This window comes from Sphingomonas sp. LHG3443-2 (assembly GCF_049896405.1).
Classification (GTDB): Bacteria; Pseudomonadota; Alphaproteobacteria; order Sphingomonadales; family Sphingomonadaceae; genus Sphingomicrobium.
Genome location: NZ_JAFCUG010000001.1, coordinates 1017300 through 1042291 on the forward strand (window position 1 = coordinate 1017300; position 24992 = coordinate 1042291).

16 protein-coding genes are annotated in these 24992 nt (G+C 65.0%); 6 read left to right on the forward strand and 10 right to left on the reverse strand.

Going from position 1 to position 24992, the window contains the following annotated elements; translation table 11 throughout:
- Position 1: 1 nt before the first annotated feature.
- The 3 genes from ACP69Z_RS05070 to ACP69Z_RS05080 all read right to left on the reverse strand — a co-directional run bounded on the left by ACP69Z_RS05070 (position 2) and on the right by ACP69Z_RS05080 (position 3618).
- On the reverse strand, positions 2-760 hold the full coding sequence (locus ACP69Z_RS05070) for an SDR family NAD(P)-dependent oxidoreductase (RefSeq protein WP_426266444.1): 759 nt from the start codon (positions 758-760) through the stop codon (positions 2-4).
- A gap of 85 nt (positions 761-845) precedes the next feature.
- Positions 846-1958 (reverse strand): S8 family serine peptidase, encoded by a 1113-nt coding sequence (locus ACP69Z_RS05075; protein WP_426266445.1) that lies wholly within the window; start codon positions 1956-1958, stop codon positions 846-848.
- Between the two features lie 196 nt (positions 1959-2154).
- Positions 2155-3618, reverse strand: a complete 1464-nt coding sequence (locus ACP69Z_RS05080; protein ID WP_426266446.1) for a type II secretion system protein GspD — start codon at positions 3616-3618, stop codon at positions 2155-2157.
- A 304-nt stretch (positions 3619-3922) separates the two neighbouring features.
- Here ACP69Z_RS05080 and ACP69Z_RS05085 point away from each other — a divergent pair, with 304 nt between their 5' ends.
- The 4 genes from ACP69Z_RS05085 to ACP69Z_RS05100 all read left to right on the forward strand — a co-directional run bounded on the left by ACP69Z_RS05085 (position 3923) and on the right by ACP69Z_RS05100 (position 9674).
- A complete protein-coding gene (locus ACP69Z_RS05085; protein WP_426266447.1) occupies positions 3923-5035 on the forward strand; it encodes an S-(hydroxymethyl)glutathione dehydrogenase/class III alcohol dehydrogenase in 1113 nt (370 codons plus the stop codon).
- A 12-nt stretch (positions 5036-5047) separates the two neighbouring features.
- Positions 5048-5419: a VOC family protein gene (locus ACP69Z_RS05090; protein WP_426266448.1), complete on the forward strand. Its 372-nt coding sequence runs from the start codon at positions 5048-5050 to the stop codon at positions 5417-5419.
- Positions 5416-6258 (forward strand): S-formylglutathione hydrolase, encoded by an 843-nt coding sequence (fghA, locus tag ACP69Z_RS05095; protein WP_426266449.1) that lies wholly within the window; start codon positions 5416-5418, stop codon positions 6256-6258. Before ACP69Z_RS05090 ends, fghA begins: the two co-directional genes overlap by 4 nt.
- Before the next feature lie 161 nt (positions 6259-6419).
- The gene (locus ACP69Z_RS05100) at positions 6420-9674 is read left to right on the forward strand and encodes a hypothetical protein (protein ID WP_426266450.1); all 3255 of its coding nucleotides are present in this window, start codon (positions 6420-6422) and stop codon (positions 9672-9674) included.
- 81 nt (positions 9675-9755) lie between these two features.
- Here ACP69Z_RS05100 and pgl read toward each other — a convergent pair whose 3' ends face one another.
- From pgl to ACP69Z_RS05135, 7 genes are all read right to left on the reverse strand, one after another.
- Positions 9756-10457, reverse strand: a complete 702-nt coding sequence (pgl, locus tag ACP69Z_RS05105) for a 6-phosphogluconolactonase (protein WP_426266451.1) — start codon at positions 10455-10457, stop codon at positions 9756-9758.
- Positions 10458-10542: 85 nt separating this feature from the next.
- Entirely contained in the window at positions 10543-12327 is a 1785-nt protein-coding gene (locus ACP69Z_RS05110) for a TolC family outer membrane protein (protein ID WP_426266452.1), read from the reverse strand.
- A gap of 120 nt (positions 12328-12447) precedes the next feature.
- Positions 12448-13842, reverse strand: coding sequence for an HlyD family type I secretion periplasmic adaptor subunit (locus ACP69Z_RS05115; RefSeq protein ID WP_426266453.1), 1395 nt, complete (start codon positions 13840-13842; stop codon positions 12448-12450).
- A 9-nt stretch (positions 13843-13851) separates the two neighbouring features.
- Complete coding sequence (locus ACP69Z_RS05120; protein WP_426266454.1) at positions 13852-15573, reverse strand: type I secretion system permease/ATPase; 1722 nt, start codon at positions 15571-15573, stop codon at positions 13852-13854.
- A 245-nt stretch (positions 15574-15818) separates the two neighbouring features.
- The gene (locus ACP69Z_RS05125; protein WP_426266455.1) at positions 15819-18914 is read right to left on the reverse strand and encodes an Ig-like domain-containing protein; all 3096 of its coding nucleotides are present in this window, start codon (positions 18912-18914) and stop codon (positions 15819-15821) included.
- Between the two features lie 486 nt (positions 18915-19400).
- Complete coding sequence (locus ACP69Z_RS05130) at positions 19401-20243, reverse strand: DUF6492 family protein (protein WP_426266456.1); 843 nt, start codon at positions 20241-20243, stop codon at positions 19401-19403.
- Between the two features lie 79 nt (positions 20244-20322).
- Positions 20323-22647, reverse strand: a complete 2325-nt coding sequence (locus ACP69Z_RS05135) for a WD40/YVTN/BNR-like repeat-containing protein (RefSeq protein ID WP_426266457.1) — start codon at positions 22645-22647, stop codon at positions 20323-20325.
- Between the two features lie 181 nt (positions 22648-22828).
- Between ACP69Z_RS05135 and ACP69Z_RS05140 the strand changes: the two genes are divergently transcribed.
- Complete coding sequence (locus ACP69Z_RS05140; protein ID WP_426266458.1) at positions 22829-24190, forward strand: O-antigen ligase family protein; 1362 nt, start codon at positions 22829-22831, stop codon at positions 24188-24190.
- A 90-nt stretch (positions 24191-24280) separates the two neighbouring features.
- Complete coding sequence (locus ACP69Z_RS05145; RefSeq protein WP_426266459.1) at positions 24281-24979, forward strand: FkbM family methyltransferase; 699 nt, start codon at positions 24281-24283, stop codon at positions 24977-24979.
- Positions 24980-24992 lie beyond the last annotated feature (13 nt).

Consider the following 24992-nt stretch of genomic DNA (forward strand, 5'->3'; position numbering starts at 1 on the left):
CTCAGGCGCTCGTCCCGCCGTCGATCGTCACGCATGCGCCATTCACGCCGCTCGCCTGCGGGTGGAGCAGCTGCATGATTGCGTGGGTGACCTCATCGACGGTGATCAGCCGCCCATTGCCGTTGGTGCGGGCAAGGAGTGCGCGCGCTTCCTCGACGCTCTTGCCGGTGGCGCCGGCAATCCGCGCGGCGCTGTCGTCGACCATCGGCGTATCGACAAAGCTCGGGCAGATGGCGTTGACGGTAAGACCGGTGCGGGCAAATTCCAGCGCGAGGCTCTTGGCGAGGCCCACCGCGCCATGCTTGGACGCAACATAAGGCGCGGCCATCGCGCCGCCCTTCAGCCCCGCGACCGAGGCGACGATCACCAGTCTTTTGCTTTGCTCCTGAAGATCGGGGATTGCAAGCTGCGCACCGTCGAACAAGGCGGTGAGATTGGTTGCGATGATCGCATTCCAGCTTTCGCGCTTGGTGCGCAGGAACGGCCGGCTGTCGCCGACGCCGGCGTTGAGGATGACGTAGTCAAGCGGCCCGAACGCCTCGCGCGCCTCGGCAAAGGCGCGGGCCTGCGCTTCAGGATCGGTGACGTCGCACGGAATCGCCCGCCCGCCTGTCTCGGCCGCGACGGCTTCCAGCGGCTCGCGGCGGCGGCCGAGGAGCGAGACGTTGGCGCCAGCTGCGGCAAGGGCGTGGGCGGCGCCGGCGCCGAGGCCGGTTCCGCCGCCAGTGATGAGGGCATGCTTGCCCGATGCAAAGGTCATGGGGCCGCACCCTAGCCGCGCCCGGCACAAAGAAAAGGGCGGCCCGGTCGCCCGAGCCACCCTTCCCCTGTCTTGAAGCCGAAGCTTACTTGACGCCGATGACGTCGGCCGGCGCGGCGGGATCGCCCGCGACGGAGCCGCCAGCGCGAACCGCGCCCGACAGCAGCAGGCCGGCGAGGTGCGGCGTCGCCATGCTGGTGCCGCTGATGGTGTTGTAGCCACCGTTCAGCCACGTCGACTTGATGCTGACGCCCGGCTCCGCATAATCGATCGGCGGGTTGCCGAAGTTCGAGAAGCTCGCCCATTTGTCGCCGACCGCGAAGGCCGACACGGTGTAGACGTTGTTGCCATTGGCACGCGCCGGCGAATGGTTGTTGGCGTTGTCGGACTCGTTGCCCGCGGCAAGCGCGAAGCGGACACCGCCGGCTGCAGCCCGCACCACTGCCTGATCGAGCGCGTCGGACACGCCGCCACCAAGGCTCATGTTGGCGACGTCGCCCGGACGGCCGTTCTGCGCCACGTAATCGACACCGGCGATCACGCCCGAGTTACTGCCGGAACCGCGGCGGTCGAGCACGCGAACCGCGACCACCGGAGCGCCGGCGGCGACGCCGACCACGCCGCTGCCGTTAGCGCGCGCTGCGATGGTGCCGGCGACGTGGGTGCCGTGGCCGTTCTGGTCGATCGGCGAGCTGTCACGAATGAAGCTGCGCGAGCGGCTGGTGTCGAAGTTGAGGTCGGCGTGCGGAGCAATACCGGTGTCGATCACCCAGGCCGTGCCGGAACCGCTATACGGCGCGCCGCCACCAACGCGGGCGATACCCCACGGGGTTTCTTCGGCCATGATGCCGACTTCCGGACGACCTTGCACCTGCACGGGACCGGCGGTGACCACCTGGTCTTCCTCGCAATATTCGATCTTGGGATTGTTCTGCTTAAGCTTGCCGGAATTGCCCGGCGCGCCTTCTTCGATGGCAAAGCCCTTGAGCGCTGCCGAATAGACATGCTTGACCTTGCCGCCCACGTCGCGCGCGGCCTTTTCGGCTTCCTGCTTTTCCTGGCCGCGGCTGAGCTCGCGCTCCTTAAGGACACAGATGTAGCTGCCGGCGATCTTTTCGCCGCGATTTTGCGCCGCCGCCGGTGCCGCAACCAGAACAACAGCCAGAGCAGCAGCCGAGGTCATCAGAATGGTTCGCATACAATCCCCTTTACGCGTTCCGAATGCCCCCATCGGCCTCGGAAAGTGACAGGAAAGTGACGCGCTATTCATCGTCTGTAAAGAATAAAAATCGCGCAAAATCAACGGGTTAACTCACCATTTTGGAGGTGAGGACAAGCGCTCGCGCCGGTGGTCCGGCCGCGGATTTACCGAGCAGGGAGGCGGGTGGCAGCTCCTAGCCGGGCACGCTCCCAGCCAGGCCGGGCACCGCCGGGGAAGGCGCCGGCGGCACCGGCACTTCGTTGCGGCGATGGCGGACGATCCGCGGCGTGATCACGATATAGAGTTCGGTCTTGGCCCGCGTGCTGCGTTCGTTGCGGAACACGGTGCCGACGATCGGAATGTCGCCAAGGATCGGAAGCCGGCCCTTGGTCTTGAGATTATTCTCCTGGGTCAGCCCGCCGATGACAAAGGTCTCGCCGTCGCGGACACTGGCACTGGTTTCCGCTTCGCGCTGGCTGATCGTCGGATAGCCCTGGCTGTACCCGGTGACCGACGACACCACGCCGTAGATCTGGCTGGTGACGAAGCCGTCGGTCGATACGCGCGGGGCGATCTGCAGCGTCACGCCAACGTTGACGTACTGCACCTGCTGGCTGACCCCGTTGACGCCGGACAGGGTGATGCTGGTCAGGATCGGCAGCGCGTCGCCGGTGATGATCTTGGCGGTCGAGCCCGATTGCGCGGCGATCCGCGGGCGTGACACGATGCGACCTTCGCCCCGCTGGACCTGCGCATAGATGGCGGCCTGCAGCACGCCCGATTTGAACGGGGTCAGCGGATCGTTGCCGAACGCGGTGTTGGCGCCAAGCGTGATCTGCCCAACCGCAATCTGCCCGTCGCGATTGGCGAGATCGAGGCCGAGATTGCGCACCCCCTGTTCGGTCAGCTCGACGAACTGGGTTTCGAGGATCACGCTGTCGACCGGCACGTCGATCGCATTGATCTGTGCCTTTACCCGCGCGATCCGCTCGGGCGTGCCGGTGATCCAGATCGCATTGAGCCGGCGGTCGATGGCAAGGCCGCGGCCGGGAAAACTTTGCCCGAGCGGCTGCTGGTTCTGCGGCTGCTGGTTCTGCTGCTGCTGATATTGATATTGATTCGACGATGCCGTCGCGATCGACCCGAACCCTGGCTCGCGGCGGATGAAGACGTTGTTGGGCTGGATCGTCTCGCCTTCGACCAACAGGCCGATGACCTCGCTGACGTCCGCATATTTAAGCGGCACCAGTTCGTAGCTGTCGCCATCGAGGCCGGGCTCGACATAAGCGGGCAGGGCGCTGGCCGGCGCCACCGCTTCGCCGCCCGACCCGATCGGCCGCGCGCCGATCGCCTCGTCGCCGGACAGCCGCTGCACGATCACTTGCAACGTGCGGTCGCCGGCGGGCTGCACGCTGACCTGCGCCGGAGCGGCGGTATCGAAGCGCCACAGGAGGCCGCTGTCGGTCGTCTCGAATCTGGTGGCGCGAACCAGCCCGCGATAATTGCTCTGCGCCGGCACGCGCGGCGCACGAAGGGTCGAGCGGAGCAGCAGCTCGGGCCGGGTCGGATTGTTGTTGAGCGGCGCGGTCTGCGGCTCGGCGGGTGAGAAGCGGATCAGAAAGGCGGCGCGATTTTCGTCCAGGGTGACGGTTTTCACCTCTTCGACGACCGAGGGCGTCGTCTGCGCGGCGACGCCCGTCGGCAAACCGATCAGAAGAAGCAGGCCAAGGCGCGCCGAAGCGCGTCGAGAGGTGATCAGTTCGGCTCTCCCCCGCCCCGGCACCCCGCAGCGCCGAACCAGAAAAATCGTTGAAGCGCCGCAGCTTAGGGGCGGATTGATCTCGCGCAAGAACTTATTGTCGCCGTTTTGCAACGACCTGTCGCTAACGAGCACGGCTTTGCCAAGGGCGGGCGGCTGTGGCACTTGGCCGCCGAAACCATCCTTTCGCGAGACCTGTTTGATGAAGACCCGCGCCGCCGTCGCTTTTGCCCCCAAGCAGCCGCTCGAGATTGTCGAGCTCGATCTTGACGGACCCAAGCCGGGCGAGGTGCTGGTCGAGATCATGGCAACCGGCATCTGCCACACCGACGCTTACACGCTGGACGGTTTGGACAGCGAAGGCATCTTCCCATCGGTGCTCGGCCACGAAGGCGCCGGAATTGTTCGTGAGGTCGGCGCCGGGGTCACGTCGGTGAAGCCCGGTGACCACGTGATCCCGCTCTACACCCCCGAATGCCGCCAGTGTAAGTCGTGCCTTTCCGGCAAGACCAACCTTTGCACCGCGATCCGCGCGACGCAGGGCAAGGGGCTGATGCCCGACGGGACCACCCGCTTCAGCCACAAGGGCGAGCCGATCTTCCATTACATGGGCTGCTCGACCTTTTCGAACTTCACCGTGCTGCCCGAGATCGCGGTGGCCAAGATCCGCGAGGACGCCCCGTTCCAGACGAGTTGCTACATCGGCTGCGGCGTGACGACGGGCGTCGGCGCGGTGGTGAATACCGCCAAGGTCCAGGTCGGCGACAATGTGGTGGTGTTCGGGCTAGGCGGGATCGGCCTCAACGTCGTGCAGGGCGCCAGGCTTGCGGGCGCGAACAAGATCATCGGCGTCGACATTAATCCTACCCGGGAGGATTGGGGCCGGCAATTCGGTATGACGGACTTCATCGATGCTCGTGGCAAAACTGGCAACGAGATCATCTGGGAAGTGCAGCAGCTGACCGACGGCGGTGCGGACTACAGCTTCGACTGCACCGGCAACACCGATGTCATGCGTCAGGCGCTCGAATGCTGCCACCGCGGCTGGGGGACGAGCATCATCATCGGCGTGGCCGAAGCCGGCAAGGAGATCGCCACCAGGCCCTTCCAGCTGGTCACCGGCCGCAATTGGCGCGGCACGGCGTTCGGCGGCGCCAAGGGGCGCACCGACGTGCCCAAGATCGTCGACTGGTACATGGACGGCAAGATCGCGATCGATCCCATGATCACGCACGTCCTCAGCCTTGACGAGATCAACAAGGGGTTTGACCTCATGCACCGGGGCGAAAGCATCCGGGCAGTGGTCGTCTACTAGGGAGGAGAAGCCATGTATTCGCACATGATGGTCGGCTCGAACGATCTCGAGCGCTCGAAGAAGTTCTACGACGCGCTGTTCGGCAAGCCTGGGCGCACCGACGACAAGGGCCGCCTCAGCTACGGCCGCAAGGGCAGCGTGTTCATGGTCTCCAAGCCGATCGACGGCGAGGCTGCGACGCACGGCAACGGCTCGACCATCGGGTTCGGTTTCGACACGCCCGAAGAGGTCGACGCCTGGCACCAGCGCGGGATCGCCGCAGGCGGCACCGCGATCGAGGATCCACCCGGCATCCGCTCCAACGCTTTTGGCAAGCTCTACCTCGCTTATTTGCGCGATCCCGACGGCAACAAGCTGTGCGGGCTGCACCGGCCGGAGCAATGAGCCTCAAGGTCACCAGCGAGGCGCGGAGCCACGGCGGCCGGCAGCTTGTCGTCACTCACGACAGCGCGGCAACCGCCACGCCCATGACTTTCTCGCTCTTCCTTCCGCCTCAAGCGGAAGAAGGGCGGGTCCCGCTGGTGACCTATCTGTCGGGGCTGACCTGCACCCACGCCAATGTCACCGACAAGGGCGAGTATCGCCGCTCCTGCGCCGCATTTGGCCTCGCCTTTCTCGCCCCCGACACCAGCCCGAGGGGTGAGGGCGTGGCCGATGCCGAAGGCTGGGACATCGGCCTGGGCGCCGGCTTCTACGTCGATGCGACCGAGGAACCGTGGTCGGCCAATTACCGGATGTGGACCTACGTCACTGAGGAGCTTCCCGCGCTGGTAGCGGCGGAATTCCCGAAGCTCGACATGGGCGCTCAAGCGATCACCGGGCACAGCATGGGCGGCCACGGCGCCTTGACGGTTGCGCTGCGCCATCCCGGCCGCTTCCGGAGCGTCTCCGCCTTCGCGCCGATCGTTGCCCCCACCCAAGTGCCGTGGGGCGAGAAGGCGTTCTCCCACTATCTCGGTCCCGACCGCGATGCGTGGCGCGCGCACGATGCGGTGGCACTGATCGAAGCGGGCACACGGCTCCCGGCGCTCAAGGTCGATGTCGGCGGAGCCGATCCTTTCCTCGAGCGCGAGCTTTGCCCCGAGCTTCTGGAGCAGGCCTGTGCGGCCGCCGGCCAGCCCATCGAACTGGGCGTCCGCGATGGCTACGATCACAGCTACCACTTCGTCTCGACCTTCATGCCCGAGCACCTCGCCTGGCATGCTGACCGCCTGAAATCTTAACCTGCATTTAGAAGCGGGCGAGCTGGTGTGGCTTGTTCGCCACAGTGCTCAGCTTTATCCCTCAAGCCTGAAACCCGAGCGGACACCCCTCGTTAGGGGGGCACCAAAGGTTCATTGAAGGGGCGGCGCGTGACGCGGGTCCCTTGCAGGGGAGAGAACGTATGACACCACGCTTCACAAAAATCGCGCTGCTGAGCACAGCGTCGGCCGCTGCGGCGGCGCTGTTTGTTCCGGCAACCGCTTCGGCGCAGAGCAACACCACCTGCACGCTGCGCACGGGCACGACCAACGTCTATGACTGCCTGAACGGTACCACGGGCGTTTCCACCGTTACGGTGACCAACGGCACCTTCACGGGTACCGCCCCGCTGACCTTCACCACCGCCACCGGAGACCTGACGGTTGGCGCGGTTGCCGTGAGTGGCGGCACCATCACCAACACCGTGAATGGCCTTGGCAACGACGCCATCCGTTTGCGCAACACCGCTACGGGCGGAGCGATCACCCTGAATGCTACGGGCCAGAACGTCTCTGCGCTTGGGACCGACGTCAGCGCCATCGATTTCGCCGGTAATGGCGGTCCGATCACTATCACCGCCGGCAACCTCAATGCGCCCGGCCTGCGCAGCTTCGGTGTGTTCGGCACCGGCGGCAGCGTGACCAATGTCACCGTCGGCAACATCACCTCGGGTTCGACCGGCGCCGATATCGGCAGCACCGGCAACCTGACGTTCACCAGCGGCACGATCAACAATTCCGACGGCCTTGCGCTGAGCCTCGTCAGCACGGGCGGCACCAGCACCGCCACGACGGGCGCCATCAATTCGGCGCGTGGCGGCGTTGCGCTTCAGGGCACCAGCGTCAGCTTCACGGGGGCCGGGATCACCGCGCGTGACTTCGGCATTCGCGCTGGCAGCTCCACTGGCGGCATCACGATCCGCTCGGGCGCGATCAGCTCGGTCGGCACCGGGATCTCCACGGTTGCGACCACCGGCGCGACCGACATCGGCAACTGCCCGACCGTTGCCACCACCACCGCTGGCGCTCCGGCAATCGTGTCCACCAGCACCACTGGCAACATCACCATCAACTGCGGCGCGATCACGACCGCGGGTGATGGCAGCGACGGCGTCAACGTCAGCAGCACCACCGGCAACGTTGCCGTCACCACCACCACCGTCAACACCGGCACCGGTGTCGACAGTGACGGCGTGGTGATCGCCACCGGCGGAACGGTGAACGCCACCACCGGCGCCCTTACAACCGGCGGCGCGAACTCCGACGGCCTGCAGATCACCGGCGGCACCGGCGCTGTCACTGCGACCGTCGCCGGCGCGACCACCACCGGCGCCAATTCCGACGCCATCTCGATCACCAGCGCGGGTCCGGTCACTGTCACCAACAGCGGCACGATCAACGTCAGGGGCGCCAACAGCGTCGGCATCGACGTCGCCACCACCGGCACCGGCGCGGTCAACGTCACCACCGGCGTTGTCACCTCGACCGCGCCCAACACCGCCGCCGATCCGAGCTTCGCCGCGGTTCGCGTGGTCGCGGCCGGCGCGGCCCCGGTCACCGTGGTCGCCAACGGCAACATCACCACCGCCGCCGGTTCGGGCATCTGGGCCCAGACCGCTGGCAACACCAACGTCACCGTCAACTCGGGCGTGACGGTCAGCGGTCCGACTGCCATCACCCTTGGTGGTGCAGGCACCAACACCCTGGTCGTCAACGGCACGCTGACCAGCACCACGGCCGGCACCAGCGGCTATGTGCTGGCTCCCGGCGCCGGTCCGCTGGCCCTGACGATCGGCGCGGCCGGTTCGATCAGCGGCCCGCTGACCTTCGGCGCTGGGAACGACGTCTTCAGCAACAGCCGCACCGCGGGCTTTACCCAGTCGGGCGCCCTCAACTTCGGCGCGGGTAACGACACCTTCAACACCAGCAGCATCTTCACCCAGAACGCGGCCATCTCCTTCGGCGACGGCAACGATACGGTGAACAACACGGGCGTCTACAACGCGACGGGCACCACCGATTTCGGTGCGGGTACCGACACGTTCAACAATGGAACGACCGGCACCGGCGCTGCGGCGGGCACGCTGACCGCGTTCAGCGGCGCGACCTTCGCCGGTCTCGAAGCGTTCAACAACAATGCCGGCCTGATCGACCTTCGTGACGGCGCCACCGGCGACATCCTCAACCTCGGCACTGCCAACTACACCGCGACCGGCAATGCCCGTCTCGGCATCGACGTCGGCAGCGCCAATGGTGCGCTGACCTCCGACCGCCTGGTCTACAGCGGCACCACCACCGGCACGACCACCATCCTCCCGACCTTCCTCACCGGTGGGCCGGTGATCGACACCACCGGCGCGCTGGTGGTGGACGCCGGAACGGTCGCGGCGGGTCAGTTCGTGCTCGGCGGGCCGACCAATGCGGGCCTCATCAACCTGGCGCTTGAAACCCGCGGGTCGGACGTCTTCCTGACCGGCCGTCCGAACGTTGCGACGGGCGACCTCGTTCTCGTCAACCGTCTCGGCCGCGACATCTGGCACCAGTCGGCAGAAGCCTATCAGGCCTATGCGATGAGCCGCCGGGTCGACTTCGGCAACGAGCGCAAGAACCCGGTCGGGATCTGGGCGCAGCTCTACGGGTCGAAGGAGCGCTTTGGTGACCGCAACCGCACGATCACCGCGTTTGGCACCAACCTGACCTCGTCCAGCCGCTTCGAGACCAACCGGCGCGGTGCGCAGGGCGGAATCGAGTTCGGTGCGCCAAGCTTCCTGATCGGTGCGACCGGCGGTTACGAGCATGCCCAGGGCGACTCGGACTTCGGGACGGGAATCGATCTGGAAGGCTACAACTACGGCCTCTACGCCCAGTTCGGTGCTCAGCAGGGCCTGTATGCCGGCGTGCTGCTGAAGCGCGACGAGTTCGACGTTCGGGTGACCAACAGTGGCCTTGGCGTACTCGGTGCTTATCCGGAAGGCCGCAGCGACGGCATCGACGGTGAAGTCGGCTTCCGCTTCGGCAACCCCGGCGGCGTCAACTTCGACGTCGGCGCGGGCGTGAGCTACGTCCGCAGCCGCCTCGACGACTACAACTTCGGCAACCTGTCGTTCGAAAGCGATCGCTACAACAGCACTCGTGGTCGTCTGCAGGCACGTGCATCCTTCGCCGGAGCGATTGCGCCGTTCATCGACGGCAAGATCTTCCGTGAGTTCGGCGACGCCGCCGACCTGACGGTGCGTTCGGGCACGCTGTCGAGCAATCTCGTCGATGAGAAGCGTGGCACCTGGGGCCGCATCGAAGCCGGCATCGGCGGCGGCGCGGGCGGTGGTCCGCTGCTGTCGGCCTTTGTCGACCTCGGCGACGTCCGTGGCTGGGGCCTGCGCGGCGGCTTCCGCTTCTAAGCGGACGCTCACGCCAAAAGAGAAGGGCGCCGGGAGTGATCCCGGCGCCCTCTTCTTTTGCCTGTCAGAATGATGCGGCGCTCAGGGCGCCCAGTGGATGTCGATCGGCTGCTCTGCCTCGGCCAGCACGCGGCCGATCGGCAGGCGGCTCGACTGCCCGTCGGCGATCGCCTGCTCGAGCAGAGCCTTCTTCTCTTCGCCGGTGATGGTGATGATCAGCGTCCGCGCCGACAGCAAGGCCGCGCGGGTCAGCGTGACGCGCGCCACCGGCATGTCGGCCGGCATGGGATCGGGCCGAACGCCCACCGCGCGCCGCGCCTTGGGGGCATCCAGCGCATTTTGCATATCGGGCCCGGTGAAGATCGATGCGGTATGCCCGTCGCCGCCCATGCCGAGCCAGACGAGGTCCGGCGGCCACGGCAAGTCCTGCAGCCGTGCGTCGGCGATGTTGCCGGCGGCCTCGACGTCGGCATTCTCGCCGCCGATCGGGATCACCCGCGCGCCCGCCCGCATGAAGCTTTGCGCCAGCAACCGCGCGTTGCTGCGCTCGTCGCTCACCTCGACCAGCCGCTCGTCGGTGGGGACGATGGTCACCTTCTTCCAGGCGAGCTTCTGCGCGGCGAGCTTGCTGAACACGGGCAGCGGCGTCTTGCCGCCCGGCAACGCCAGCAGCGAGGCGTCCCGCGCGTCGATCGCGCTTTCGATGATGAAGCCGACATCGCCCGCAACGGCATCGGCCATCTCGTCGACGCTGTCATATTCCCACCATTCGGCTTCGATCATCGGGGCAATCCTTCTCACATCCAGTCAGGCGTGCGCTGTCGTCTCCCGGCCCCGCGGGGTCAAGGCCGGGCCGGCGAGGGCTGCCTCAATCGCGGCGGAGCGGGAGGCAGGGGATGGAGGCGCCAAGACTGCGGCAGGCGCCCTCGGCCTCAGCGCGGCTGGCATAGGGGCCGATCAGCAGGCGGGTGACTCGGCCGGCGGAAAGATAGATCGGCTCCTTGGCGCCGACGCGGCTCGCTACCTTGGCGAACAACGCCTGCGGGGCGCCGGGCCGGGCGAAAGCGCCGAGCTGGATCGCCCAGCCGCCGCTGCTGCCGCTGGCAGGCTTCGAAGGAGCCGGCAGGTTGGCGGCGACCGGCGCCGATAGGGGCGGCGGGGGCTTGGCCGGGGCGGACACTGCCTCGGCGAGCCGGGGTGTTTCGATCAACCGATCGGGCGCGGCTTCGGCCAGCTTGACCGTCGAGGTCGAGCGGACCTGATGCTTCTCGGCGCCGCCCCAATCGCTCCAGTCGCCAGCGACCTTGTCGTAATTGCCGAGCGCATCGTAGAGCGCGCCGCCTTTCAGCCCCAATTCTTCCGAACTCGCCATGCCCATCGCCTGAAGCAGCCGGAACCCCGCGACATACGCATCGCGCCGTGCCGCGATCAGCTGGACCTGGCTGCCGAGCAATTCCTGTTGGGCGTTCAGCACCTCGATCACCGTGCGCGAGCCGACGCTGCGTTCGGCCCGCGTGCCGCGCAGCGCCAGTTCGTTGGCGGTGACGGCGTCCTGGTTGGACTGGATCGCCTTCAAGGACGCCTGATAACTGACGAATGCAGAGCGGGCATTGGCGACCACCAGCCGCTCAGTTGCAACGGTTTGCTCGAGCAACTGCCCCTCCGCCGCGCGCGCCTGCCGGATCCGCGCCGCCGGGGCGCCGCCCTGGTACAGCGGGATGCGGGTGGTGAGGCCGACAGTGGTCTGCACGCCCGAGCGCGGCACGCCGATGCCCGGCTCATCCCCAATGTAATTGACGTAATCACCCCCGACCACGCCCGATAGCGTCGGCAAGCGATCGGCGAACGCACCCCGGACATCCATCCCCGCTGCTCGCGCCTGCTGAAGCGCGGCGGTGAGGCGCGGATTGCGGGCGATGGCGATGCGGGTCGCTTCATTGGCGGTTGCCGGAAGCGGCGGCAGCGGGGGCGGGGAGGCGAGCGCTTCGGGTCGCTTGCCGACCACCCGCAGATAGCTCTCCTCGCTGACCGACAGTCGCGATTGGGCAAGCGCAAGCTGCGCCTTGGAGCTGCTCAGCCGCGCGTCGGACTGGGCGATGTCGGTGCGGGTGAGGTCGCCGGCTTCGTACAATTGCTTGGTGGCGCGCAGGTTCTCGGTCAGCACCCGGACCTGGTTCTGGTTGAGGTCGAGCACCGCGCGGTCGCGCAGCACGTCCATGTAGGTTTCAACCGCTTCGGCGAAAACATCGCCTTCGACCGCGCGCAGGGCTGCGCGCCCGGCCTCGACCCGCGCCCTGGCCGCGTCCATCGCGTTGCGGATCCGGCCGCCGGCGAACAGCGGCAGGTTGACGTCGAGCCCGCCCGACAGGATCGGTCCCTTGGAGCGATTGGTCACCAGCACGCCCGAGCGGGTGAGGTCGCGATTCACCCCGACCTGCGCCGCGATCTGCGGCCGTGCCTGCGCGGCGGCGAGCGCGACCGACGCGTCGGATCCCTTCAGCACCTCGCGCTGGGCATTGAGGGTAGGGCTGGTGGCGTAGGTCGCAGCCAGCGCATCGCGCAGGGTGTCGGCCGCCGCGGTGCCGGCTCCAAGCGCCGCAATCAGCGCCGCCCCGGCGAGCAGACGAAGAAGACTGCCCCCAGCCAGATGCATGTCCGCGCGCCCCACCGCATCGCCCCTTTGCCGTGTTCCGGCCCGCAAAGTGAACCCGAGCGCGAGCGAGGACAAGTAGGGTTAACGCGATTAATGACGCACGGAGTAAATATTTGAGCGTCAGTGCTCCCGCCCGGCCTTCCGCATCGCCGAGGTGATCGGTTCCAGCATGTACTGGAGCGCGGTCCGCTTACGCACCGGGATTTCGATGGTCACCGGCATACCGGCGCGAAGCTGGAAGTCGGGTCCGCGCACTTCCTTGAGCAAGGCGAGCTGGGAGGGTTTCACTTCGATCGCAGCGGTGAAATAACTCTCACCCGTTTTTTCGTCGGTGAAGCTGTCGGCCGACACGCGCGTCACGGTGCCTTCAAGCGGCGGAAGCGAGCGTTCGTGTAGCGAGTCGAAGCGCACGAACGCGGCCTGTCCCGGCATCACGTCGTCGCCATCGTTCACCGTCAACCGCCCTTCGACATGCAGCGCCGCGCGGTCGGGAACGACGTCCATCAGCCGCTGACCGGCGCCGATCACGCCGCCGGGGGTGAAGACCTGGAGACCGACCACGGTGCCGGTCGCCGGGCTGCGGATCTCGGTCCGGGCGAGCTGGTCGCGGGCGGCGCTGAGCCTCGGCACCACGTCGTTGAGCGATGCTTCGACGTCGCGCAGTTCGGTGGCACTGCGAGCAAGGTAGTCGCTCTGCGCCTCGAGGCTCTGGAGGCGGCTCTCGCCGGCCTGGTCGCGGCTCTGCGCCACGGTGGCGCTATACTGGCCGCGCTGGCCGATCAGTTCGGCGCGGGCGCGTTCCAGGGCGCGAATGCGGCTTTGTGAGACGAAGCCTTCCTCGGCCACCCCGCGCAAGGATTCGAGCTCCTGGTCGAGCGAGCGGATCTGCTGCTGCAACGCAGCCACTTGCTCGCTGTAGCCGCGACCCTGGTTGCCGGCCCCTGAGCGGCGCTGCGCGAAGGCGCCGCGCTGCGCCTGCACCACGGCAAGCCGGGTGCGCAGCTGAACGGCCTGTAATTCCATAGCACGGGCGATTTCGGCCCGGTCCTCGGGGCTGGTCATGGCGGCGAATTCGGTCGGCATGACGATGGTGCTGCGGCCGAGCTGTTCGGACTGGAGCCGGGCGCGCTGGGCGAGGAGGGTGATCGCCTGCGACGAAAGAGCGCGTTCCTGGGCGCGGACGTCGGCCGCGGCGAGGCTCAGCAGGATCTGCCCCTTCTGGACCCTTTGGCCTTCGCGGACATGGATGGCGCCCACCACACCGCCCTCGCGGTGCTGCACGGTCTGGCGCTGGCCGTCGATCACCAGCTTGCCCGGCGCTATCGCCGCCGCATCGAGGCGGGTTACCGCGGCCCAGCCGATCAGCACCACAAAAAACAGAAAGGCGATGATGTAGCCGAGCTTCATGTCGGCGCCGGGATCATCGACGCCTTTGGTCGCCTGATCGCTCCTGGCGCCCATACCGAAGCCGGCAAGGGTGGCCGGAAGGGCTTTGCCCGTGAGATTGAGGTTCATGGCGGTCACTTAAGCAACTCCGGGCTGCGGGGTCGGCGCGGGTACGGACTTCTGAGCAGTAATCTGGCGCATGATCTCATCCTTGGGACCATAGGCCGCGACCCGGCCGTCCTGGATGATCATCAGCCCGTCGACGATGGGCATCATGCTCATCCGGTGCGCAACGAGCAGGATGGTGGTGCCGCGAGCCTTGGCCTGGTGGAGGCACTGCAGCAGTTCCTGGTCGCCATCGGCGTCGAGGTTGGAATTGGGCTCGTCAAGGATCAGGATCGAGGGCCCGCGAAACAGCGCACGGGCAAGCGCGACACGCTGCATCTGTCCAGCCGACAGGCCACGGCCGTTGGCGCCGAGCTGCTGGTCATAGCCGCCGGGCAGCCGCTGGATCAGCTCATGCGCACCGGCGATCTGTGCCGCAGCGATGGCATCGGTGTCGATCTGGCCGGGGTCCTCGCCCATCCGGTTGCGGAAGCGGGCGATGTTTTCCTTGATGGTGCCGCGGAACAGCGCGGATTCCTGCGGCATGTAGCCGACATGTTCGGCCAGCCGTTGCGGATCCCAGTTGCGCTGGTCGGCGCCATCGATGCGGATCACGCCGTGATTGGGAATGGTCGCGCCGGCGAGCGCCCGAACCAGCGTCGACTTGCCCGCGCCGCTGGGGCCGACAATGGCGACGACCTGGCCCGGCTGCACTGCAAAGCTGATGTTCTGAAGGATCGGCTGGCCGTCCTCCGACATGACGTGGAGGTCCTCGACCTCGATCTTGCCCTGGGGCCGCGGCAGCTGGGTCAGCGCGAAATCGGGCGGCGACTGCTCCAGCAGTTCGTTGAGCGAGGTCCACGCACCGCGAGCCTGCACGATCGGCCTCCAATTGCCGACCATCTGGTCGATCGGGGCCAGCGCACGGCCGACGATGAACATGGACGCGAAGATCGCCCCGGGGCTGATCGATCCATCTATCGCGAGCAGGGCGCCAACGCCGAGCGCCAGCGACTGAAGGAATTGGCGAACGAACTTGGAAGTGGCGGTGACACCGCTCGAGGCAAGGCTCGCTTCGGTCTGGAGCCGCATCATCTGCGCCCGCTGGGCGAGGTGCCCGCTGACCATCGCATCCCGCATGCCGAGCGCGCGCACCACGTCGCCCGCGGCAACCGTGTTCTCGAAATCGGAATAAGCGAGGCCCGCCGCCTGATTGGCTTCCTGCAATCGGGCCCGGGTGACCTGTTCGTTGCGAATGGCAAGAAGGACCACCAGCGCTGCTCCGACCAGCGACAACAGGCCGATCCACGGATGGAGCAGAAAGGCGATCAGCACATAAACGGGCACCCACGGCGCATCGAGCACCGCAAGGATCGCCGGGCCGGTCAGCGCTTGGCGCAGCGTGTCGAACTCGCGCATCGCCTGGAGCGCACCGCGCTGTCCGCGCTGGCTCGGCCGGCCAAGCGTTGATTGGAGAATGGTTTGCGCAAGCTGGGCATCGAGCCGGACACCGGCGCGCACCAGCAGGCGCGAGCGCAGCGTGTCGAGTGCGGCCATGGTGACGAGGCCGACCAGCAGCACCAGGGTCAGCATGTAGAGCGTCGTGTGACCCCGCGTCGGCACCACCCGCTCATACACCTGGAGCATGTAGAGCATCGGCACGATGAAGAGCAGGTTGACCAGCGCGCTGAACACGATCGCCGTGGTGAAATGCCGTCGGCAGGCCTGCAGCGCGCTCCTGATGGCTTCGTTCATGCTCAATCCTAACCCATTGGAACAGCAGCCTGATCTTCAGCCGCGTTCCTCACCCCAGCCCCATAGCCGATCCCTTCTCGGCGGATATGGTTAATAGGCTCTTACGGCCGTGACCCAAACCGAAATGTGGTCCAAAGGCGATGGGCTGGGCAGGGTGGCCTGCCTGCCACAGCGCGGATCGGCACGAAAAGCAAAGGCGCCCGCGTCCGGTTGGACGAGGGCGCCAAGGCTTGATCCCGTAGGCCTCAGACGAAGACGAAGCTGCCTGAGTCGAGCGGGCCGTGGTTCTGGACCAGGGCGATCAGCTCGTCCCGGCTGTCGATCACGCCGTTGCCGTTGGTATCATGGTAGATGCCGGTGCCGGAGAAGCCCTGCAGGTTGTTGATCCAACCCTGCAGATATTCACCCGCGCTGCCCTTCAGCTGAAGCTTGTCGCCAGTGCCGAAGTCGGTGATTCGGGCAAAGTCGTTGGTGCCCGAGCTCCGCGCGTTCCCATCGTCGTAGAAGCGGCCGCGGCTGTCGCCGAGGACGAACAGGTCACCGCCTGCGCCGCCGGTCAGGATATCGATGGTCCCCTTGCCGAGCTGCTTGCCCGAGCCGACCGCCGAAAGCTGGTCCACGCCGCTGGTGCCGACCAGCACATCGTTGCGGGCAGTGCCCTCGATGTAGTTGGTGCCCAGCGTCACTGCCAGCGCGCTCGACATCTGGCCGATGTTGCCAGCGGCATCATGCACCTGCGCGGTGTACTTGAATGAGCCCGAGGTCACGGCGTCATTGTACGACCAGCTGCCGTTGGAAACCGCGGCCGTGCCGAGACGAACGCCGTCGCGGAACACCACCAGCACTTCGTCGGCTGCCAGCGAACCGACGATCGTGCCGGTGACCAGCGTGCTCCCGCTCGACGAGGCGGTCGTCGAGGACGACAGCGACGCGGTCCGCAGCATGCTTCCGCCCGACAGGTCGGCGGCGACGACGTTGACGGCCTGGTTGGGCGCTACGGTGTCGATCACCAGCGAGAAGCTGCTCGACGCGGCGCCCGACTGACCGAGCGAATCCACGACCTTGACGAAATAGTTGTGCAAGCCGTCGCTAGCGCCAGGATCGGTGAACGACCAGCTGGTGGAAGCCGGCGTAACCTGCCCGATCATCTCGCCATCGCGGTAGATCGCCAGCTTCTGCCCGGTGATGAGCGCAGATGACAACTGACCCGAGAGCGTCGGCGTGCCGTCGTTGATCTTGGCTCCATCGCCCACCGTCGAAGACCCGCCGACATCGTCGAGCGCCTTGGTGATGAGACCGGTCTGACTCGGCGGCGGAGTGACAGGCGGAGGAGGAGGCGGCGCCGGGGGCGGGGGAGCCGGCGGGGTTGGTGCCGGGGCCGACCCGCTGAAGTCGAGGTACGTGTAGCCCGAACCCGCGAAGCCAACGTAGACAAGACCGAACTTGTCCATGTCGCCAGAGATCGTCTTGATGTGATCCAGGCTGTTCATCGGCCGCTCGCCGATCTTGGTCCAGCTCACGCCATTGTCGGCCGAGTAGAAGATGCCGCGAACGTCATTCACCTCGCCGACGATGTAAATCGTTGCCGGGCCACCCGCCGTTGCAGGAGCGCCAAAGCCGAAGGTCGCCACGTCTACGCCGGGCACTGCCTTCCAGGTGGCGCCGCCATCCGTCGAGTGCATGAAGCCGGTGTAATAGGGATTGTCCATATCGTCCCCGAGCGCACCCGAGGTGAAGTAGAGTTCACCCTTTTGGCCCGGAACCGCTTCGATCTTGGCGTTCCAGACCGACCATTGCGCGATCTGGCCGCTGTAGACCTTGCTCCAGCTCACGCCGCCATCGCTGGTGCGATAAACGCCGCTGTTCGGATCGTAGAGGTAGAAGGTGTTCGGCGCTTCGCGATCGGCAGCGATGGTGGTTCGGTTCAGATAGTAAGCGTTGTGAACCACGCTCCAGTCCGTGATCCCCGGAATGGAGATGTTGGACCAGGTCTTGCCGCCATCAAGCGTATAGGCCGGGGGCTGATTGCCCGTCGCCACCCAGATGAAATTGTTGGTCGTGCTCGCAGCGATGCTGCCGCCAATTGTCGAGTTGGCCCAAGTCGGCGTGCCAGCAAATTTGGTCCAAGTCTTCCCGCCATCCGCCGAATAGCCGCTGTTCTCGGTGCCCCAGTAATCAGAGATGCCGACCATGAAGCTCGGATTGGTCGACGCGTAATCGACCGACCAGCCCATGGAAAAAGCGCCGCCCGAGTAGTTGGTGGCATATTTGTCGACGCTGGGCATCGACACAAAGGCACGGTCCCACGACGCGAACAGGGGATCAGCGCCGGCGGGAGCAATGATGTCGTTGGCGACGAGCTGCTCGATGCCGACGCTTTGCGAATTCCAAACGACCGGCGTGTTCCAGTCCATCCGGTCCGGAAGCTTGGCGTGCCACACGCCCACGCCCGCCGACTGCCAGAGCTTGCCAGCAGTCAAAGGATCAAACACGAGCCCGCCGGTGGACATGTAGAGCCCGCCGGTTTCCAGCCAGGGAACGTCGTTGCTCGATTCGAGCTGCTTGCCCCAGTTCCAGCCGGCGCCCCAGTCGGCGCCTCCGTTCTTGCTCTCGATGAGGTTGCCGCCATCATCGGCGACGATCAGGTGGTTCGCGTTGAACGGATCCACGGCAATCGCGTGAACGCCGCTGGTGATCAGCTTCGTCCACGTGCCGCCGGCGAACTTCCACAGGGCGGTGTCGGTGTTGCCGGTGGCGTAATAGGTGCCGTCGGGCGCAATCGCAGCGTGGCCGATGTCAGCAGGACCACCGATCGCGGACCAGGTGTAGCCGCCATCCTTGCTCTGATAGACCCCAGCGCCGGCCGTGCCGACATAGACGGTGGAGCCCTGGATGATGATGCCGGTCATACCGGGATCGACGGTGTTCGCACCTTGCGGAACGGCGGCGATCTTCTGCCAGCTGGTGCCGCCGTCGCGGGTCACCCACAGGCCGTCCTTCTGGCTGCCTACGAACACGATGTTGGGGTTGGTCGGATCAACAGCCATCTTCTGGCCGTCCATCCGATTGGCTCCATTGGGATCGAAGCCGGTCCCGACGAACGCGGTCTTGACCCACGTCTTGCCTTGATCGCTGCTCTTATAGATCGAGCTGTCGAAGGCCATGTACAGCACTTGCGAATTGCTCGGCGCGATGCGGATCTCGTAAACGCCGGTCTTGCCGCTGTTAAGATCGGGCATGGAAGCGGCAGTGATGAGCTGCTGCCAGGCCGTGCCGTTCCAAATGAAAGCGCCGTACGTATCGGCGCGCGCGATCATGGTACCGTCTTTTGCGATATCCATGCCGGTCAGCCAACCACCAGCCCCGATAGCGACGGGCTTCCACGCATTATCTCCCGGGAACGTAAGTCCCATTAAGCCCTCCCAAGCTCTCTCTTTTCGCTCCGAGGTCATTCCCGGAGCGGCCTTGTCGAACGGGAGAATTGGGCCGAAATGGTTAAGATCACGTCTCCGAGGAAGAGCAATCGGAGCAGCTAACGCGCCGGGTCAAACGCCCGTAGCACGGAAGAATAAGCAATTAGATCAAAACGTTACGTCCGAACGCCCCCGCGCCGACCAGCGCCGAGTGCAAGATGTCGGTACGAATTTCTACGGGCGTTATGAGCGTAAACGCTGAAACGTTCGGCTCCGTCGACAGACTGGAGGAACGAAAAACACGCTTCACTTGCGATTAACTGTCGATGATTTCGCATTCTTTAATCGAGGCTCAAGTAATGCTGGTAAGAACGTGAGCGTGTCACCTTCTGCAGAAGCAGGTCGGACTGCTCGTTAAAGCTCGGAAAGGATCTTTGCGACCTCAGTTGGCTGAATGTCGAACTTGGAGTGGATCATTACTGCAAGATTATCTTCGTCTGGTTCGACGATGAAGCGGCGCAGTCCGTCAGATGTGGAGAGATCATGGTGCCAAGGCTGACGCACCAGCGCCAAGGTCGTCGGCTCATGGCGGCTGTTCTGGTAGCCAAGAACCTCGCGCACGTAGACGCCGTAGAGGATATATTCCGAAAAGGTTCGGCGCTTGCCGATCGCAATCTGCCACGGCTGGCCGGTGACCCTTTCCACCCGTTCTTGCAGGCCGCGCATGTTGTCGCGGGACCAGCTGATAAGATGGCCGACATGGCCGCGCCTGGTTGCGCTGCCTTTGGCCAATCCCAGTAATTCTTCTGCGACGCCGGTCCATGTCTCAATCATGTCGTCGCAATAACTGACGTCGAGGAGGCCGATCTTGCCATCCTTGAACAGCAGTTCCGGGCGAAACGGCCGAACAAACGCGACGTCCGAGTCAACGCAGACCAGTACGTCGTGGTCGAGTGAGGAGGTTGCGGCCATCTTCAGCACTTGCTGGCGGATCCATCCGCGCATGGGCAAGGTGCGCCAGTGCAGCCAGAAGTTCTGCCGAAGCGGAACGCGCAGTTGAGGTATGCCGATCACTTCCTCGGCTGAGAGCAGGATCGTTCGTGAGGAGGCGAGATGCCGGAAGGCAGCCATCTCGAAGGAGTCGACGATCAGATAGTGCCGCACCTCCGGCGCAAACCGATCAAGCGAGCGGACCAGGATCTCGCACCGCTGCAGGTCTGGCAAAAAGGTCGGCGTGACAAAGGCGACAGACTGCAACGCAAGCTCCTCATGACGGCCTTGGGAAGCCTGTCAGCAATGCCTGCACGGCCTTGCTCCGCCCAACGTGATGCCCCGATCAGGCCACCAGGTCCACCCGCACCCACCCCGCACAATTGGTGCCGACATAGGCCCGCCCGAACCTGTCGGGATCACCGGCGATGCAGGTCACACCGGCCAGCATGCGGCTCGGAAATCTCGTCAGCAGCTTGGGCTCGCTCGCGAACCAGTCCAGGCTGACATAAAGGCCCTTCTGCTTCTTCACCTCGCCCCAGAAGAAGACGCTTGGCCGCGTCTGTCCTGCAGCGGCCTTGCCAAATCCGAACGCATCCACATTGCGAACCGACTTGTGAAGTTCGGCCCAGCTTTTCCCGTCATCTTGCGACCAGTAGAAGCGGTCGGCGGGGGCGTCGGTGTGGGGTGTGTAAACGATCTCACCCGATCGTCCCGGGACATAGTCGAGCTGGCACTTCCAGAATTGCCTTGGGTCCATGCCGACGGCGAGCAGGTCACGCGGTCCAAGGCCCGGCGATCCCACAACGCCAACTGCCTGCCGTGCCCAGCTTCGCCCGCCGTCGCGCGTCAGCCACAATCCCGCCAGCGGTTCGGCAAACTCATCCTTCTTGATCGTCGTATAGACAAGGGCGAAGGTGCCGGGCCGGGTCTTGTCGGCCGAGAGGTTCTTGCGCGCAACATAATAAGCGTTCGTGAAGCGATCGGTTGGGTTCTGGCCGTCCAGCTTGATCGGCGACCAACTCCGCCCGCCATCAAGCGTGAACACGCCCGTGCCGTTGTTGGCGGGAAGAAGGACGATGTTGTTTCGCGATCCCGCGGCAATGCAACCGCCGACGCCCCATCCGCTATCCGGCACTTTGCTGAAGGCCTTCCAGCTGCGTCCGCCATCGTCGGTGTAGCCCGGCGCGCATTTGTCGCTTGGAGCAGCCACGCCTACCAGGAAGTTCGGGTCTTCCGGTGCGAAATCCATCGAAGAAGCGAAGATCACCGCATCGCCGGAATGCTTGTTACCGGCAGTCAGGGGGTAACGGTAGTCGTTGATGAATGCCGTGAGGCTATCGACCCCCCAGAAGGGGCGGTCCCAGGACGAGAAGTATGGCTTGCCGCCTGGCACGCACAGCGCAGAGGTGGCGCAGAGTTCCTCGATCCCGGCAGACCAGTCGCTCAGCGTGGCGCTCGACGCACGAAGCTCAGCATTGGCGACCCCGACACCCTGGGCGATCCAAAGCTGATCCTTTGCCCGCGGATCGAACCGGGCGTGGGCAGGGACGAGGCCCGTCTGTGCGCCCATCCAGCGGATCTCGCCTCCCCCTTCGGCCCATTTGCCCATGAATCCGCTAGAAAAGGTCGCGCCATGGTCGTCCGAAAACATCATTGCGCCATACGTGGCGATCCCGAGCAAGCGTCCCGCTTGCCTGGGATCGGGGGCGAGCGTCAGCACTTCCCGCTCCGGCTTCCCGGATGACCACCCCACGCCCGGTTTGTAGCGCCACACGAGGCCACCTTGCGTTTCCTTGGTGAACTCGCAGACGAAGACGCTGCCATCCGCTCCCGCGACGATATTGGAGCTATAACGCGGTCCGCCGGCAAGGCTCTCGAAACGTCCCGCCGGTCCAGCGCTTGAGCGGAACAGTCCAAGCCCGGTAACGAAGACATACACTGTGTCCGGTGATCCCGGATCGTACAGCACGAGGTAGAGGCCAGGAGCACCGTCCGGCGCCGGCCCCGCCGCGGGAAGGGCGGCGTTGCTCCACTGGGCACCCCCATCGGCGGTGAACCACACGCCTTCGCCCCAGGTGCCGACGATCACCGACGCAGGATTGCGCGGGTGGATGTCGATGGTCGGATTGAACAGGCGCTGCCAACCGGTATTGGCCAGCATCTTGACCGGCTTCAGCGCGGTTCTCCGTACCGTGCGGCCGCCATCCACGGACTTCCAGAGGCTTCCTTGGAAGCTCGCGTAGAGGATATTCTTGTCCGAAGGCGCCAGCCGGATACCGGCAACGCCGAGCCCGTCTGCCTTGTCCTTTGCATCGGGCAAGGGATCGTAGTCCTTTGCCTCCATGCTGCTGGGAGTGAAAAGCGGCGTCCAGAACCGGTCGGTGCGGTGCCGGACATAGGCATTCGCGACATCGGTCCGGCACAACAAGAATTCGCCGTCGGAACTGATCTCGATCCCGGTGACGAAGCCACCAGCACCGATCGGAACCTGCGCCAGCGACACGGACTTGAGGCCTGTTGCAGGCACCAGTTGGACGGGCGGCTGGGCAGGAGCCGCGGGCTCAAGATCCGCCGCGTTGCCAGCGGCCAGCATGCCTTCGTTGCAGCCGAACGTCACGCCCGCCCCGGCAGCACCGACCATTCCCTTCAGCGCAGTTCTTCGATCCAAGCTTCCGAAACTCCAAACCAAAAGGGTGCGGCGGCCTCATTGTGCATGCAGGCACGGTGCCAGCAATCATTAAGAACAATTATGCCAGAAGAAGAGCATAATCGCTCAAGGGCTCGTAAATGCGCCGCGATTGACGCATGCATAGGACAGAAGCAGGGCGGGCAGGAAGAGGAAGTTTGCGGTGAAGTGGCTTGGCCTAGCATTCATTCTCTTCACAGTGGTCGCGCTGACTGGCTGGCTGAGGACGAACCCGCGCGGCGCGAAGTGGGCTTGGGGTCTGCTGACCTTTCTTCCCTTTGTGCTCGATCCCCTGCACCTCATCATTGCGCCCTTCGCCACCCCAATGTGGTCGGGATACGTAAAGGGCTGGGAGATCAGTCTCCTTGATGCTGTCGCCTTTGGGATCATCTTCGGTACGCGCGGACGATGGCCGCGCATGGTGCTGGTGTTACCGCTCTTGGCTTACATCGGTGCCGTCCTGCTGGCGGTGTTGCAGGCAAGGTTCCCGTCCTACGCCTTCTCCTATCCGCTTCAGCTTATTCGAGTTCTGCTGGTCTTCCTCGCGGTCGCCCGCGTTGCTCAGCTTGAGGACGGAGAAAGGGCGCTGCTGACGGGCTTGGTGCTGGGGATCGCCGTACAAGCGGGTTATGCGATAATGGATCGTGCCAATGGCGTGTTCCAGACGGGCGGGTCGCTTGGGCACCAGAACCTGCTTGGCTTTGTCTCGCACCTCGCGCTGATGCCTCTTTGCGGCATGTTCCTGGCCCGGCGCCTCCCGCTGCTTGCCGCCATGGGGATTGCGTGCGCGCTGGTGGCCGTAGTGCTCACGGGTTCGCGCGCCACCATTCTCCTTGCTGGGGCGGGGCTGACCATGACGCTGTTGCTGTCGACGATGCTTCGTTTCAGCGGTCAGAAGATCGGGTACGTCGTGGGCGCTTTCCTGCTGCTCGCCGCCAGTGCGCCGCTTGCTTATTCAGCGATCGAACGGCGCGTTTCGGGCCAGATGGGCGGCGTGTTGGAAAAGGATCAGCAGCGGATCGCCTTTGAGCGAACGGCGAAGCTGATGGTGCAGGAAAACCCTATGGGCGTGGGCCCCAACCATTATGTCTTCATGGCGATCACCGAAGGCTATGCCGAGCGGGCTGGGGTGAATTGGGCTACCGGCAATCGCGCCGCGCAGGTACACCACTCCTATCTCCTCGTGGCGGCGGAGACGGGCTATCTTGGCGTCGCTGCGCTCATCGTTCTGTTGGGAACGGCAATTTGGCGTGCCTTCAGCACTGCCATCCGATTTCGCAAGTATCGCGAAGCCGACATCCTGCTTGGGCTAGGTGTCGGACTGGTCGCGATCAGTCTCCACGCGCTGGTGGAATGGACCTTCACGCTCTACGCTGTGCAATATGTCTTCGCGGGAAGCCTTGGACTGATCGTAGGGCTGCGAAGCCGTCTGATCAGCCGGGCGCTGAGCACAGACAAGAAGCCCAAACGTGCGGTGGCAGCAGTGAAACAGCCCGCCTTCGCGTCCGCCATGCAATCCGCATAGCGACCAGACGCCAGCGATGACACTGTCACGCCTTGCCGCAAGAACTCACCGGAAAGAACACAGATGCTATCGAGAGTGATCGGAAAAGGCTTGCGGCACGTCGACGACGAATCGCGGTTTCAGATTGGCTATCCGAATACGTGGGGCAGTCTCACCAATCTCGCGCAATACTCTCAGGCCAAAGGCATTATCGATGTCGGCGCCCACAAGGGCCATTGGGCAAAGAGGGTCGCAACAATCTTTCCCGGTGTGCCCATTCACATGATCGAGGCGCAGGAGGGACTTCGGCCAGACCTTGAAGCGGCTGGCTACCCCTACACGCTGTGCCTCCTGGGGGCTGAGGCAGCGGCGGCGGTGCCATTTCATGTCGACCCAAATTGGCCGACGGGCGCCTCGGTGATGGAAGAGGTGACGGGCTTCGAGCGCGAAGAGCTGACCTTGCCGATGCGGCGCCTCGACGATCTGGCGATCGGCTTCTCTGGCCCGCTACTGCTGAAGCTTGATGTTCAAGGCTATGAGCTTCAGGTTCTTGCCGGAGCGACCGAGACGCTGAAGCAGGTCGAGGTGATCATGGCAGAGGTCGCCTTCCTCGAATATAACAAGAGTGCGCCACTGGTTGCCGAGGTCATCGCTTACCTCGCCGAACGTGGCTTCGTTCCTTATGACATCGGTGACATGATGCGCCGCCATGCCGATCGCGCGTTGTTCCAATGCGACATGATCTTTGTTCGAAGCGATAGTGCCATCCGTGCCAAGCGGGCATTCTACAGCCAAGAGAGCAGTGGATGATCTCGTCGCGCAT

Coding starts and splice junctions, on each gene's coding strand:
- ACP69Z_RS05125 (WP_426266455.1), bottom strand. CDS start 18,914: ATGGATATCGCAAAAGACGGTACCATGATCGCGCGCGCCGATACGTAC.
- ACP69Z_RS05120 (WP_426266454.1), bottom strand. CDS start 15,573: ATGAACGAAGCCATCAGGAGCGCGCTGCAGGCCTGCCGACGGCATTTC.
- ACP69Z_RS05070 (WP_426266444.1), bottom strand. CDS start 760: ATGACCTTTGCATCGGGCAAGCATGCCCTCATCACTGGCGGCGGAACC.
- fghA (WP_426266449.1), top strand. CDS start 5,416: ATGAGCCTCAAGGTCACCAGCGAGGCGCGGAGCCACGGCGGCCGGCAG.
- ACP69Z_RS05075 (WP_426266445.1), bottom strand. CDS start 1,958: ATGCGAACCATTCTGATGACCTCGGCTGCTGCTCTGGCTGTTGTTCTG.
- ACP69Z_RS05115 (WP_426266453.1), bottom strand. CDS start 13,842: ATGAACCTCAATCTCACGGGCAAAGCCCTTCCGGCCACCCTTGCCGGC.
- ACP69Z_RS05090 (WP_426266448.1), top strand. CDS start 5,048: ATGTATTCGCACATGATGGTCGGCTCGAACGATCTCGAGCGCTCGAAG.
- ACP69Z_RS05110 (WP_426266452.1), bottom strand. CDS start 12,327: ATGCATCTGGCTGGGGGCAGTCTTCTTCGTCTGCTCGCCGGGGCGGCG.
- ACP69Z_RS05085 (WP_426266447.1), top strand. CDS start 3,923: ATGAAGACCCGCGCCGCCGTCGCTTTTGCCCCCAAGCAGCCGCTCGAG.
- pgl (WP_426266451.1), bottom strand. CDS start 10,457: ATGATCGAAGCCGAATGGTGGGAATATGACAGCGTCGACGAGATGGCC.
- ACP69Z_RS05100 (WP_426266450.1), top strand. CDS start 6,420: ATGACACCACGCTTCACAAAAATCGCGCTGCTGAGCACAGCGTCGGCC.